Origin of the sequence: Streptomyces sp. NBC_01669, from assembly GCF_026339735.1 — a bacterium.
In the GTDB taxonomy this organism is placed as follows: Bacteria; Actinomycetota; Actinomycetes; order Streptomycetales; family Streptomycetaceae; genus Streptomyces; species Streptomyces yanii.
The window spans coordinates 6,062,844-6,075,950 of sequence record NZ_JAPEQG010000001.1 but is presented as its reverse complement, the minus strand read 5'-3'; the positions used below and the strand labels follow the sequence as shown (position 1 = coordinate 6,075,950).

At 69.8% G+C, this 13,107-nt stretch carries 11 protein-coding genes; 3 read left to right on the top strand and 8 right to left on the bottom strand.

The window, feature by feature from the left end; translation table 11 throughout:
* Positions 1–164: 164 nt before the first annotated feature.
* From obgE to rplU, 3 genes are all read right to left on the bottom strand, one after another.
* Entirely contained in the window at positions 165–1,601 is a 1,437-nt protein-coding gene (obgE, locus tag OG972_RS27210; RefSeq protein ID WP_266985726.1) for a GTPase ObgE, read from the bottom strand.
* Positions 1,602–1,765: 164 nt separating this feature from the next.
* Positions 1,766–2,023 (bottom strand): 50S ribosomal protein L27, encoded by a 258-nt coding sequence (gene rpmA, locus OG972_RS27205; RefSeq protein ID WP_116211787.1) that lies wholly within the window; start codon positions 2,021–2,023, stop codon positions 1,766–1,768.
* A gap of 14 nt (positions 2,024–2,037) precedes the next feature.
* The gene (gene rplU / locus OG972_RS27200; RefSeq protein ID WP_042812502.1) at positions 2,038–2,358 is read right to left on the bottom strand and encodes a 50S ribosomal protein L21; all 321 of its coding nucleotides are present in this window, start codon (positions 2,356–2,358) and stop codon (positions 2,038–2,040) included.
* 343 nt (positions 2,359–2,701) lie between these two features.
* On the opposite strand from rplU, the gene OG972_RS27195 reads away from it, so the two are divergent.
* Genes OG972_RS27195 through OG972_RS27185 form a run of 3 tightly spaced genes read left to right on the top strand, consistent with a single transcriptional unit; the run spans position 2,702 to position 6,166 of the window.
* Positions 2,702–3,979 (top strand): hypothetical protein, encoded by a 1,278-nt coding sequence (locus tag OG972_RS27195; RefSeq protein WP_266985721.1) that lies wholly within the window; start codon positions 2,702–2,704, stop codon positions 3,977–3,979.
* Positions 3,954–5,507, top strand: coding sequence for a hypothetical protein (locus OG972_RS27190; RefSeq protein ID WP_266985719.1), 1,554 nt, complete (start codon positions 3,954–3,956; stop codon positions 5,505–5,507). Before OG972_RS27195 ends, OG972_RS27190 begins: the two co-directional genes overlap by 26 nt.
* Before the next feature lie 44 nt (positions 5,508–5,551).
* Positions 5,552–6,166 (top strand): acyltransferase, encoded by a 615-nt coding sequence (locus tag OG972_RS27185; RefSeq protein WP_266985717.1) that lies wholly within the window; start codon positions 5,552–5,554, stop codon positions 6,164–6,166.
* Positions 6,167–6,236: 70 nt separating this feature from the next.
* On the opposite strand, the gene OG972_RS27180 is transcribed toward OG972_RS27185, so the two are convergent.
* From OG972_RS27180 to OG972_RS27160, 5 genes are read right to left on the bottom strand one after another with little or no spacing between them, the layout of a single operon-like run.
* Complete coding sequence (locus OG972_RS27180) at positions 6,237–7,520, bottom strand: nucleotide sugar dehydrogenase (protein WP_266985715.1); 1,284 nt, start codon at positions 7,518–7,520, stop codon at positions 6,237–6,239.
* 4 nt (positions 7,521–7,524) lie between these two features.
* Positions 7,525–9,168, bottom strand: coding sequence for a glycosyltransferase family 2 protein (locus OG972_RS27175; RefSeq protein WP_266985713.1), 1,644 nt, complete (start codon positions 9,166–9,168; stop codon positions 7,525–7,527).
* The gene (locus OG972_RS27170; RefSeq protein ID WP_266985711.1) at positions 9,165–10,742 is read right to left on the bottom strand and encodes a glycosyltransferase family 4 protein; all 1,578 of its coding nucleotides are present in this window, start codon (positions 10,740–10,742) and stop codon (positions 9,165–9,167) included. Before OG972_RS27170 ends, OG972_RS27175 begins: the two co-directional genes overlap by 4 nt.
* Positions 10,732–11,751 carry a Gfo/Idh/MocA family protein gene (locus OG972_RS27165; RefSeq protein WP_266985709.1) on the bottom strand — a complete coding sequence of 340 codons (1,020 nt, stop codon included), beginning with the start codon at positions 11,749–11,751 and terminating at the stop codon, positions 10,732–10,734. The genes OG972_RS27170 and OG972_RS27165 overlap by 11 nt, the downstream gene beginning before the upstream one ends.
* Positions 11,748–12,866, bottom strand: coding sequence for a DegT/DnrJ/EryC1/StrS aminotransferase family protein (locus tag OG972_RS27160; protein WP_266985707.1), 1,119 nt, complete (start codon positions 12,864–12,866; stop codon positions 11,748–11,750). Before OG972_RS27160 ends, OG972_RS27165 begins: the two co-directional genes overlap by 4 nt.
* Between the last annotated feature and the right edge of the window lie 241 nt (positions 12,867–13,107).

The window sequence follows — 13,107 nt, the reverse complement described above, 5'->3', positions numbered from 1 at the left end:
CGGGATTTCTGGCCACTGGCCGCGACAGGCGGCGACTCCGGGTGCAGGGTCACCACAGGGGCGGGCCGCCGGTACAGATCTGCCACCGCGACCCGCCACACCCTGTGTGACCCGTCCGGAACGGGCTGAACCCGTCATCCGGAACGGGCCGAACTCGTCGAACTCTAGAACGGGTTGAACTCGTCGAACTCGCGCTGCACCTCGTCACGCTCCGCCTCGCGGTCGCGACGGCGCTGGGCCGCCGGACGGGGGGCTTCGAGGCGGTGGTCCTCGCCGCGCCGGCCGAGCATCTCCGCGCCCGCCGCCATGGTCGGCTCCCAGTCGAAGACGACCGCGTTGTCCTCGGCGCCGATGGCCACGCCGTCGCCCGCCCGGGCACCGGCCTTCATCAGCTCGTCCTCGACCCCGAGCCGGTTGAGCCGGTCGGCGAGATAGCCGACGGCCTCGTCGTTGTTGAAGTCGGTCTGGCGGACCCAGCGCTCCGGCTTCTCGCCGCGCACCCGGTAGATGCCGTCCTCCTCCAGCGTGACGGTGAAGCCCGCGTCGTCCACGGCCTTCGGGCGGATGACGATGCGGGTCGCCTCCTCCACCGGCTTGGCGGCGCGCGCCTCGGCGATCACACCGGCGAGCGCGAAGGAGAGCTCCTTCAGGCCGATGTGTGCGACGGCGGACACCTCGAAGACGCGGTAGCCACGCGCCTCGAGCTCCGGGCGGATCATGTCGGCGAGGTCCTGGCCGTCCGGGATGTCGATCTTGTTGAGGACGACGATGCGGGGCCGGTCCTCGAGTCCGCCGTACTGCTTCAGCTCCTCCTCGATGATGTCGAGGTCGGAGACCGGGTCGCGGTCGGACTCCAGCGTCGCGGTGTCCAGTACGTGCACGAGAACCGAGCAGCGCTCGACGTGCCGCAGGAACTCCAGGCCGAGGCCCTTGCCCTGGCTGGCGCCGGGGATCAACCCGGGCACGTCGGCGATGGTGTAGACGGTGCCGCCCGCGGTGACCACGCCCAGGTTCGGGACGAGCGTGGTGAACGGGTAGTCGGCGATCTTCGGCTTGGCCGCGGACAGGACGGAGATGAGCGAGGACTTGCCCGCGCTCGGGTAGCCCACCAGTGCGACGTCGGCGACGGTCTTGAGCTCCAGGACGATGTCCCGGGACTCGCCCGGCTCGCCGAGCAGCGCGAAGCCGGGGGCCTTGCGGCGGGCGGAGGCGAGTGCGGCGTTGCCGAGGCCGCCACGGCCGCCCTGTCCGGCCACGAACGTGGTGCCCTGGCCGACCAGGTCGGCGAGCACGTTGCCGTCCTTGTCGAGGACGACCGTGCCGTCGGGAACGGGCAGGATCAGGTCCTGGCCGTCCTTGCCGGAACGGTTGTCGCCCGCACCGGGCTGCCCGTTGGTGGCCTTGCGGTGGGGGCTGTGGTGGTAGTCGAGAAGCGTGGTGACGTCCTGGTCGACGACCAGGGTCACATCGCCGCCACGGCCGCCGTTGCCGCCGTCGGGACCGCCGAGCGGCTTGAACTTCTCACGGTGAACGGAGGCACAGCCGTGGCCTCCGTTACCCGCGGCGGCATGCAGCTCGACGCGGTCCACGAAGGTGGTCATGGTTGGAACCTCCAGTTACTTACATGCAGAAATGACTCAAAGCTCAGGGTGTCCCGCTGGGGACAGGAGCTGTCTCTCACAGGAGAAACACGCGAAAGGCGGACCCGCTTCCCGTACGGGAAGTGAGGTCCGCCTCCGCAGAAACCGCTCGACGAGCGCCGAAATTACTCGGCGATCGGAACGATGTTCACGACCTTGCGGCCACGGTGGGTGCCGAACTGCACCGCACCAGCGGCGAGAGCGAACAGCGTGTCGTCGCCGCCACGGCCGACGCCCGTGCCCGGGTGGAAGTGAGTGCCGCGCTGGCGGACCAGGATCTCACCGGCGTTGACGGCCTGGCCGCCGAAGCGCTTGACGCCGAGCCGCTGAGCGTTGGAATCGCGCCCGTTCCGGGTGGACGATGCGCCCTTCTTGTGTGCCATGTCTCCTCAGTCCCTTACTTCGCAGCCGCGGGGATACCGGTGACCTTGATCGCCGTGTACTGCTGACGGTGACCCTGGCGACGGCGGTAGCCGGTCTTGTTCTTGTAGCGAAGGATGTCGATCTTCGCGCCCTTGTGGTGGTCCACGACCTCGGCCTGGACCTTGATCCCGGCAAGCACCCACGGGTCGCTGGTCACGGCGTCGCCGTCGACCACGAGCAGGGTCGAGAGCTCGACCGTGTCGCCAACCTTGGCAGTGGAAATCTTGTCAACCTCAACGATGTCACCGACAGCAACCTTGTGCTGGCGGCCACCGCTGCGCACGATGGCGTACACGCGGATCTCTCTCTCACTCGGAACGGGTCCCCTGATGCCAGCCGCTCGCGCAGGCCGAAACCTGCGGCGATCCGGAAGGATGAGCGGCCTCTCCTGACGGACGGATCCGTCACGAGGGATGTGCTCAGGGGTGGGCGCGCATGGAAACACGCCGAGGTGCAAGGCTACGGGGCCGCACACTGGTGGGTCAAACCGGGACCCTCGGAACTGTCGACCGTCTTCCGCCGGGTCGTCCCAGGGCTCCGCGGACCCGCCCGCGGAGCCTCCACACCGGCCGAAGCACCGGGTCGGTGCCGTGCTAGTTTGTCAGTTTTGATCACTCTCTGTACTCCCGAGGCCGTAGATGCTGCGATCCGCCCTGCTCGGCCGCACCTGGCTGTTGCCCCTCCTGGTCTGTGCCGTTTACGCGCTGGCGCAGCTGACCGCCGGTTCCTCGTGGGCCCTTTTCCCGGACTCGTACCGTTACGCACGCGCCGCGGAGCAGCAGCTCGGCGCCACGCGCGAGGAGGCGCACCGGACCGCGCTCAAGGCGTTCTGCACGAGTCGTGCCGACGCGGCCGCGGAGACGAGGTCCCTGGATCCGCTGGCCGGTTCCGCCGACGCGGCCGACGCCAGGGCATCGAGCTCCGCCGCCTGCCTGACCCGGTGGTCCGACGCCACCGACATCACCACGGCGGACGAGCGCTACCAGTCGATCTTCTCGTCCCGGCCCGGGTATCCGCTGCTCGCCGCTCCTTTCGTCGGCGCTCTCGGCGTGCTGGACGGGATGCGCGCCCTGGGCCTCGTACTGGCTCTCGCCGGTTCACTGATGGTGCGCGGACTGCTGCGGAGCGCCGGTCTCGGCCGCCTACCGGCCGTCGTCGGGCAGATCGCATTTCTTGTCTCACCACTCGGCTGGTGGAGCCTGCAGGCACTGAGCGAGGGCCTGGTCACGGTCTGTGTGCTCGGGGCGGTGTGGGGTGGCGTCCTGATGGCGCGCGGCAGGCGGCTGTCCGGTGTGGTGCTGTTCACCGGCGCCCTTGCCGTGTGCGCGGTGACGCGCTACTCGACGGCTCTGTTGCTGGCGGCCCTGATCGCGACCGCCGCGCTCGCTTCCTGGCTCTTCCGCCGCTCCCGGCACGATCTCCTCCTCGCCGGTGCGGCCACCGGATGCGCCGCCGCCGTGGCGCTGGCCATGAAGCTGCTCGGTCTGCCGTCCTCCGAGGTCACCCTCCAGGACACCTTCACGCGCCATTTCCGCTCGCCGGAGATACCCGACCCGTGGGCCCGGCTGACCGACCTCAATCTGCGGTACTGGGGTCACTGGTTCACAGAGCAGGCCGCGATGCCGTTCTTCCTGGTGGCCGCGGTGGTCTCGCTCTGGGTGCTGATCCGTCGCGGCGGCGTCCTCGGCCCGCTCGCGTGTGCGGTGACACTGACCGGCGCCGCTCAGGTCGCGGCTCATCCGCTGGTCCAGGAGGCGGATCGGCTCGGAGTCCTCATGTGGGTACCGGTGACACTCGGGATTGCCCTGATCGCAGAGGGCGTTCAGGACTTTCGCCGGTCCCCGATAGGCCGTACGGTCCGAGTTCCTGACTCAACCGTGGAGCCACAACGTGTCGACACCACAGATCCCCGATGAATTCCTGGCCAAGGTTGCCCGCCGGGCGACCGCGCGCATGGCCCGCACCGACCGGCCGTTTTTGGCCGAGCGCGTCCTGGGCATCACCGCCCACCGCGTCCGTGACCGCAGGCTCAAGGCGGACCTGCTCGGCGCGGCGGCCGACGCGCAGCTGTCCCGGGGTCTGGTCCCACGCCATCTCGTCCAGGCGTACGGAGCCGAGCTGGCCTGCGCGGACGCGGACCTGAAGGCGGGCCGGAAGAAGGAGGCCGCCGCGGCTCTCACCCGGGCCCTGCTGCTGGCTTTTCACCGGGTTCCGCACGTCGACCGGCTCCACTCGCCCCTGTCGGACGACCCGGCCGGATTCACCGCCCGGCTGCGCGCCAGCACCACCGCCCGCGCGGTGGCGGCACCCCGCGGCCGGAAGACACCCCCCGCTGTACCCCCGACCGACCGACCGCTGCGGCTGCTCGTGGTGAACCGGGCCAACGCCAACTTCCTGGGCCTGCTCACCGAGCGTTACGCGGACCACCCCGGTGTCGAGCTCCGCGCGCTGGACCTGGCGGCCGATCCGGTACTCGCGCCGCTGGCCAAGGGCCTGCGGCGGATGATCGAGCTGCCGCTCGGGACCCAGGCCGCGTACGCAGCCGAGGTCGAAGCGGCGCTGCGCCCCCATCTGGACTGGGCGGACACCGTCTTCGTCGAGTGGTGCTCCACGGCCGCCGCGTTCATGACCTTGGTCGATCCGGGGAGCACCCGGATCGTCGTCCGGCTCCACAAGTACGAGTCGTTCACGTACTGGCCGCACATCATGGACTTCTCCCGGGTCGACGATGTCGTGTTCATCGCGGAACACATGCGGGAGTTGACCACCGCCGCCGTTCCCCGGCTGCTCGCTACCGGCGCGCCACGCCTCCACTTCCTGCACAACGCACTGGACCTGCGGCGGTTCGACCGTCCCAAGAGCGACGACGCGCGGTTCACCGTGGGCCTGATAGGCATCGGCCAGATCGCCAAGGACCCGCGCTGGGCGCTGGAGGTGCTCAGGCTCCTGCGGGACCGGGACGAGCGCTACCGCCTGCTGATGGTCGGCGGCGGAATCGATCCGGCACCCAGCGCGGCGGCCGCCGCCTATCACGAGGCCCTGGAGAAGGATCTCGCCGGGCTGGAGCCCACGGGTGCCGTGCGCAGACTCGGGCCGACCGACGACGTACCCGGCGTGTTCACCGGAGTGGGCGTGATCCTCAGCAGCTCCGTCCGTGAGGGCTGTCACGTCGGCCTGATGGAGGGAGCGGCGGCCGGTGCCGTGCCGGTCGTCCGGGACTGGCCGTTCGTGGCCGGTCGTCCGCACGGCACGCGGACCCTCTTCCCCGAGGACTGGATCGTCACCACCCCGCAGCAGGCCGCCGAGCGCATCCTCGCCGTCACCGCGTCCGAGGGGATCCGGGCCGAGGCCGGGCGCGAGGCGTCCCGGTACGCCCTCTCGACCTGGGACTGGGAGACCGTGCGGAGCGACTACGACCGGCTGCTGCTGGGCGCGGACCGGTAAGTAAGCTCACCGGTCGAGCACGTACTCCGAGAGGCAGACACATCGTGAACTACAGGGTCCAGCCCACCGCCCAGGTCGACGAGACCGCCGAGATCGGGGCAGGCAGCAGTGTCTGGGAACTCGCCCAGATCCGCGAGCAGGCCCGGCTCGGCGAAGGCTGCGTGGTCGGCCGCGGCGCCTACGTCGGTACGGGCGTCCGGATCGGCGACAACGTCAAGATCCAGAACTATGCGCTGGTGTACGAGCCGGCCGAACTCGCCGACGGTGTTTTCATCGGCCCGGCGGTGGTGCTCACCAACGACCACAACCCGCGTTCGGTCGACCCGGACGGCAAGCAGAAGCGCGGCGGTGACTGGGAGGCCGTCGGCGTGAAGATCGCCGAGGGCGCGTCGCTGGGCGCGCGCTCCGTCGCGGTGGCCCCGGTCCGGATCGGCCGCTGGGCCATGGTGGCGGCCGGCGCCGTGGTGACCAAGGACGTGCCCGACTTCGCTCTCGTCGTCGGTGTTCCGGCCCGGCAGGTCGGCTGGGTCGGCCGCGCCGGTGTGAAGCTGGTGGAGTCCGCGGACGAGCCCGGGGTGTGGGAGTGCCCGCAGACCGGTGCGCGCTACCGCGAGACCGGCCCGGCCACCCTCGTCGAGGCCGCATCCGCCGAGCGGTAGATCTCCGACGAAACGCCCGAGGGACCCGGCCGACACGATCGACCGGGTCCCTCGGCGCGCGTACGGCGGATCAGCCGCCGATGACGACGCGGCGGACGCCTTCCCAGCGGGCCGGGTCCGTCGTGCGGCGGCCGTCGACCAGGACCCGCACATCCGGCAGGTCGGCCGCGGCCAGCTCCCGGTACTCGGCGTGGTCGGCCTGGAGGATAGCGGCGGTGACGGCCTCACCTGCGTGCGGCGTCAGACCGTGTGCGGTCAGCTCCTCGGCGGTGTACAGCGGGTCCGACACGTAGACGTTCGCGCCTCGTGCGCGGAGCGCGTCGACGGTCGGGAAGACGCCGGAGAACGCCGTCTCCTTGACGCCGCCGCGGTAGGCCGCGCCGAGCACCAGCACCTCGGCACCGGTCAGGTCGCCGTAGGCGGCGGCCAGCAGGTCCACGGCGTACTCCGGCATCGCGGCGTTGGCCTCGCGCGCGGAGCGTACGACGGTCGCCGTCGGGTCGTTCCACAGGTACATCCGCGGGTAGATCGGAATGCAGTGGCCACCGACGGCGATCCCCGGCTGGTGGATGTGGCTGAACGGCTGCGAGTTGCAGGCCTCGATGACCTTCAGGACGTCGATGTTCTGCTGGTCGGCGAACCGGGCGAACTGGTTCGCCAGGCCGATGTTGACGTCACGGTAGGTGGTCTCGGCGAGCTTGGCGAGTTCGGAGGCCTCCGAAGTACCCAGGTCCCAGACGCCGTTGGGCCGCGGCAGATCCGTACGGTCGTCGAAGTCGAGGACCGACTCGTAGAACTCCACGCCGTGCGCGGTCGACGCCTCGTCGATGCCGCCGACCAGCTTCGGATAGCGGCGCAGGTCGGCGAAGACCCGGCCGGTGAGCACCCGCTCCGGAGAGAACACCACGTGGAAGTCGTCGCCGGCCTTGAGCCCTGACCCCGCTTCGAGCATGGGCGCCCAGCGGGTGCGCGTGGTCCCGACCGGCAGCGTGGTCTCGTAGCTGACGAGCGTGCCGGGCTTCAGTCCGGCGGCGATCGCCCTCGTCGCGGAGTCCATCCAGCCGAAGTCCGGGGTGCCTTCGGCGTCCACGAACAGCGGCACGACGACCACGACGGCGTCGGACTCCGCGACCGCGGCGGTGGTGTCCGTCGTCGCCGTCAACAGGCCTGCCGCAACGGTCTCCTTGAGCTTGACGTCGAGGTCGTGCTCACCGGGGAACGGCTCGACCGCGGCGTTGACCAGCCCGACGACCTTCTCGTTGACATCGGCGCCGATCACCCGGTGGCCCTTGGCGGCGAACTGCACGGCCAGGGGAAGGCCGATCTTGCCGAGGGCTACTACACAGATGTTCATGGGGTTACTTCCTCTTGGAGAACTTGGCGCCGCTCAGCCGGGATCGCAGCCGCGAGCCCAGCGATGTCTTGGGCGGGTGGAGCGGGCGAGTGCTGACCACCACACGCCCCTTGCTGTTGGGGCGTGCCGCGGCCCGGTACGGCTCTTCCCCGCTGCGCCACTGCCGCGTCAGCGGCATCGGACGGCCGTCGGCCCGCACCGGGATCTCGTACGTCGATCCGGCCACGTCGATGTAGACACGCACCCCGCGCTTGGAGCTGCGCGGCTCCAGCGGGATCCGGGCATACAGCAGCGTGGCATTGCCGTCGGCCGCGACCTCCCGGAGGAACTCACCGGGCGCCGGGGGAAGTTGCTTGCCATCGGGCAGCCGCTGGGCGCGCGCCTTGTCGGCGCTGCCGGGCATGGCGCCTTCGGCGAGGCGCAGGACGGCGGAGCCGGTGTCACCGACGACGCCGATCCGTATCGTGGCGGTGAAGGACAGTTCGTCGCCCTCCTGAGCCCAACCGGACTCGATCAGCTCGGTCTTGTTCGCGAGCCGTCCGGGGACGCGCTCGCCGACCAGCTCGAAGGAGCGGTCCGGAAGCCCCGTACCGGCATCGCGGAAGCCGGGGTACCGCGCGAAGGCGCGGCCGTCCTCCAGGTGGAACGGCGGCGCGCCCTGTTCGGCCTCTTCGGTGATGGCACGGCAGAGCGTGTCCGTGGCACCGCTCTGCGCCAGCCGGAGCCTGGCCCGCAGCTTGACGGGCAGCGAGTCGCTCAGCTCGTCCGTCAGGTAGGTGTCCGCCAGCCGTGCGATGCCCGCGCAGACCTCGCGCCGGGTCTCCGCGTCGAGCGCCGGGAAGTCGCCCTGGATGAGCTTGGACAGCTCCCAGGTGAAGTGGCGCTTGAAGAGGGCGTCCCGGTTCGGCCCGGCCTCGATCAGCCCGGCCGCATGATCCATGATCGCCGCGGTGCAGCGCAGCCGCGCCAGGTGATCGGCGCGGTAGGTGATGTTGCTGGCGTCGCCGCGCTTCACCGCGTAGTAACAGGTGTAGTCGGCGACCACCGATATCTTGCGGGCGCGGTAGCAGGCCTCGATGGTGAACGGCTGGTCGCTGCCGACCGCCAGGTCCTCCGGGAAGCGCAGCTTGTGCTTCTCCACGAGCTCGCGGCGGAAGAGCTTGGTATTGGCCAGCGCGAACGGCAGTTCCGGCCCGAAGAGGCTGACGTCCGCATCGTTGGCCTTGTAGAGGGACTGGCGCACATACCGGCCGTTGGTGCCGACCATCTTGCCGACCACGACGTCCGACCCGTTCCGGTCGGCGCAGGCGACCATCCGCTCCAGCGCTTCCTCGCCGAGGTAGTCGTCGGAACCGATGAAGTAGACGTACCGGCCGGTGGCCAGCTCCAGCGCGCGGTTGCTCGGCGCCGCCGGGCCACCGGAGTTGGGCTGGTGGACCACCTTGACGACGTCCGGGTAGCGCTCGGCGAACCGGTCGAGCTCGGCGCCGCTGTCGTCCGTCGAGCCGTCGTCGACCGCCACGACCTCAAGGCGGTCCGTACCGATGGACTGCCCTACGAGTGAGTTGAGGCACTCGGTGAGGTAGGGCATGGTGTTGTACACGGCCACGACGACCGTCACATCAGGAACATCGGTTCTACCGGTCACACGGTCACCTCGGCGGCTCTGTCGACGGATGTGCGCGGACGTGCGGGAAGCAGCTTCGTGTACACCTGGTCGAGCGCCTCCGCCTGGGCCTCCCAGGTCCACTGGTCGAGCAGTCCCGGTTCGTCGTACACGTCCCGGTACTTCTTCGGTTCCGCGAGCACCGCCTTCACGGCGCGGATGTAGTCCTGGACGTCGTCGGCCTTGAAGACCTCGCCCTGACCGGTCTTGGCGGCCATCTCACCCATCGTCTTCACATCGCTCACCACGAGCGGCAGCCGCGCGTGCGAGTACTCGAAGAACTTGGTGATCAGAGCGATCTCGTGGTTCGGCCAATGGTGGATCGGAATGACGCCGAAGTCCGCCGTCCCCAGGAAGGGTACGACCTGGTAGTGCGGAACGTACGGAAGGATGTGCACCCGGTCGGCCACTCCGAGCTCCTCGGCGCGCTGCGCCAGCTCGGTCATGTACGGCGACTTCGGCCGCAGCACGACGAACGCCACGTGCAGTTCGGACAGGTGCGGCAGCGACTCGACCATGATGTCGAGGCCGCGCTGCGGAGCTGCGGCGCCGCTGTAGACGGACAGCGGAACGTCCGGCCCGATCCCGCACAGTTCGCGCAGATCCGGTACCGGCTCCGCGGCCTGCTCCGGCGAGATCTCCGCGTCCGGTGCGTTCAGCACGACCGTGGGCGTCGTGGCCAGTCCGTGCCGCTCGACCAGCATGTCCGCGAGCGTCGCGGAGACGGTCGTCACGGCGTCGGCGTACTTGGAGTACGCCAGCTCGTGCAGGCACTGCGCGACATGCCACCGCGGGTGCGGATCCCACGGCTTGATGCCCGGCAGGAACTCGTGCGCGTCCCAGACCAGCTTGACGTCGCGCTTCGCGGCCCGCGCCCGCAGCGTGGCCCGCGCGCCGACCCCGAGCATGCGGAAGTCATTGGCGTGGATCAGATCGGGCTTCAGCTCGTCGATCACCTTGCCGTAGGCAAGGTCGAGGTCGAGCAGATACGGGTCGAGCCGACGCCAGGCCCGCTCCCCCATCATGCGCTGCCAGAACGCCGTGGTGAAACGGTCGAGCGGCGCGTCCATCCGCTTGCGCCGCTGCTCCAGCGCAAAGGTCCGGCGCACCCGCAGACCGACCCAGCGGCTGACCACCTTGGCACTGGCCCGCTCGGGCAGCAGCGTCACTTTGGACACCGCCGAGCCCTTGGCCGCCGCCTCGATCACACGGACGTTGAGATCGGCGCGCCATGCCTTCATCTTCTGCTTGCGGTAGGCAGCGAGCGGCCCCGGGCGGTAGGCCAGCGGCGCGCGCAGCGGAGCACGCCGGTACTCGTGCCGGCGCCGCTGCATCGGGCCCGGCACCTTGAGCAGCCGGACCTTGGCGTCGCCGATCATCCAGTGCTGCTCCGACTTGCCGGGCGACTTGCCGAGCAGGGTCACGTCCCAGCCCGCCTCGGCGGCCGAACGCGCTTCCTTCTGGACCCGGGAGTCCCCGTTCACGCCGTTGTCGACCAGCATGACGATCCGACCGCGGGTTCCGGTCCGCGGTGCCGGGTTGTTCTCAGACGCCATGAGCGGCCAGCTCTCCCGTGGAGGTGGTGACGGTGAGTCCGCTGCGTGCGGATTCCAGTACTGCGGCGGCGACCTCGACCGTACGAAGCCCCTCCCGCAGCGTGCAGATGTCCTGCGAGACGCCGAGCACCCCGTCGCGGAAGAGCTCGTGCTCGACCAACAGCGGCTCGCGCTTGGGGATGGCGTACCGGATCATGTCGCCCTCGGAGACTCCACGGAAGGCCTGGAGCGCCTCCCACTCGGTGGCCACGGCGGCGTTCGAGTGGAAGGTCAGGTCGGCGGTGAGGGTGTCGGCGATGAAAGTGCCGCGCTCGCCGGTGACGGAGGTGAAGCGCTCCTTGAGCGGGCTCAGCCAGTTGACGAGGTGGTTGGCCATGCTGCCGTCGCTGAGCAGACCGGCGACGGAGACCATGTCCTCGTGCGGCCGGCCGCTCTTGTGGACGGTGTGGGCCGCGACCGAGACATAGCTCTGGCCCGTCACCCAGCCGGTCAGGTCGATGTCGTGCGTGGCGAGGTCCTTGACGACGCCCACATCGGCGATACGGTGCGGGAACGGGCCCTGCCGGCGGGTGACCACCTGGAAGACCTCACCCAGCTCGCCCCCCTCCAGACGGGTACGCAGGGAGCGCAGCGCCGGGTTGCAGCGCTCGATGTGCCCGACACCCGCGACCAGACCACGGGACTCGAAGGCCTCGACCAGACGGCGGGCCCCCTCGACCGTGTCGGCGACCGGCTTCTCGATCAGGGCGCAGATGCCGGCCTCGGCGAGCTTCAGGCCGACTTCCTCGTGCAGCGCGGTGGGGCAGGCCACCACGGCGTAGTCGATGCCGAGCCCGATCAGTTCCTCGACGGTGGACAGCACCGGAGCGCCCTGGGCCCATCCGTTCTTGTCGCCCATCGGGTCGACGACGCCGACCAGCGTCACGTTCTCCAGGCCGGCCAGCACGCGCGCGTGGTGGCGGCCCATCGAGCCGAGACCGATCAACCCGGCTCTCAGTCCTGCAGTCACTGCATCTCTCCCAGCGAGTTCACGGCCGCGACAATACGGTCCAGGTCCTCCGGCGAGAGCGAAGGATGTACGGGCAATGAGACGACCTCGGCGGCGGCGCGCTCGGTCTCCGGAAGATCCCAGTTGCGGCCGGCCTTCTGGTCGGGCTCCCAGTACGGCTTCAGCCGGTGGATCGGAGTCGGGTAGTACACGGCGTTGCCGATACCCGCCTCGTTCAGTCTGGCCATGGCGGCGTCCCGGTCACCATGCACCCGGACGGTGTACTGGTGGTAAACGTGGCGTGCACCCTCGGCAACGGGCGGGACCGTCACATTGGCCGCGGTGATGTGCCGGTCGAGGTAGGCGGCGTTGGCGCGGCGCTGCTCGGTCCAGCCGAGCACCTTTCCGAGCTGTACGCGGCCGACGGCGGCCGAGACGTCCGTCATCCGCATGTTGGCGCCGACGATCTCGTTGGCGTACCTCTGCTCCATGCCTTGATTGCGCAGCAGCCGGAGGGTTCGGGCAATCTCGGCGTCGGCGGTGGTGATCATGCCGCCTTCGAGGGAGTGCATGTTCTTGGTCGGGTAGAAGCTGAACGTGCCGCCGGATCCGAAGGCGCCGACGGGCGTGCCGTTCAGGGCCGCGGCGTGTGCCTGGCAGGCGTCCTCGACGACGGCGAGGCCGTGCTTCGTCGCGATCGCCATCAGCGCGTCCATCGCCGCCGGGTGCCCGTAGAGGTGGACGGGCATGATCGCGGCGGTGCGGGAGGTGATGGCGGCCTCGACGGCGGCCGGGTCCAGACCGAAGCTCCCGGGCTCGATGTCGGCGAAGACGACGTCGGCCCCGGTCAGACGGACCGCGTTGGCCGAGGCGGCGAAGGAGAACGACGGAACGATGACCTCGTCGCCGGGGCCGATGCCCAGAGCGAGCAGCAGGAGGTGCAGCGCGGAGGTGCCGGAGTTGACGGCGACGCAGTGGCGTCCGTCGACCAGCTCCGAGAAGCCCTCCTCGAAGGCGGCCACCTCCGGTCCCTGGACCACGCGACCGCTGCGCAGTACGCGCACCACCGCTTCGATCTCTTCCTCACCGATCACCGGCCGGGCAGCGGGGACAGGTCCCCGGGTGTCGCTCGACATGGGCATCCTCCTTGAACAGCACAAGAGCTCGATCGGCGAGGGCTTTGAGGCGTGCGGATGTCCGGGGGGACTCCTACGCCCGGCACATAACCGATGGTGTGCCAATACATTACGGACAAAATCTGCCATTCCCTACGGAATTGGATCACGCAGGGAATGAACGGCTGTTTCGCTCTGGCTGGGCCAGGCCACCGCCGGGAGCAGTTCCTTTCCGGGAAGACCTCCCCCGGCACGGCCGCGT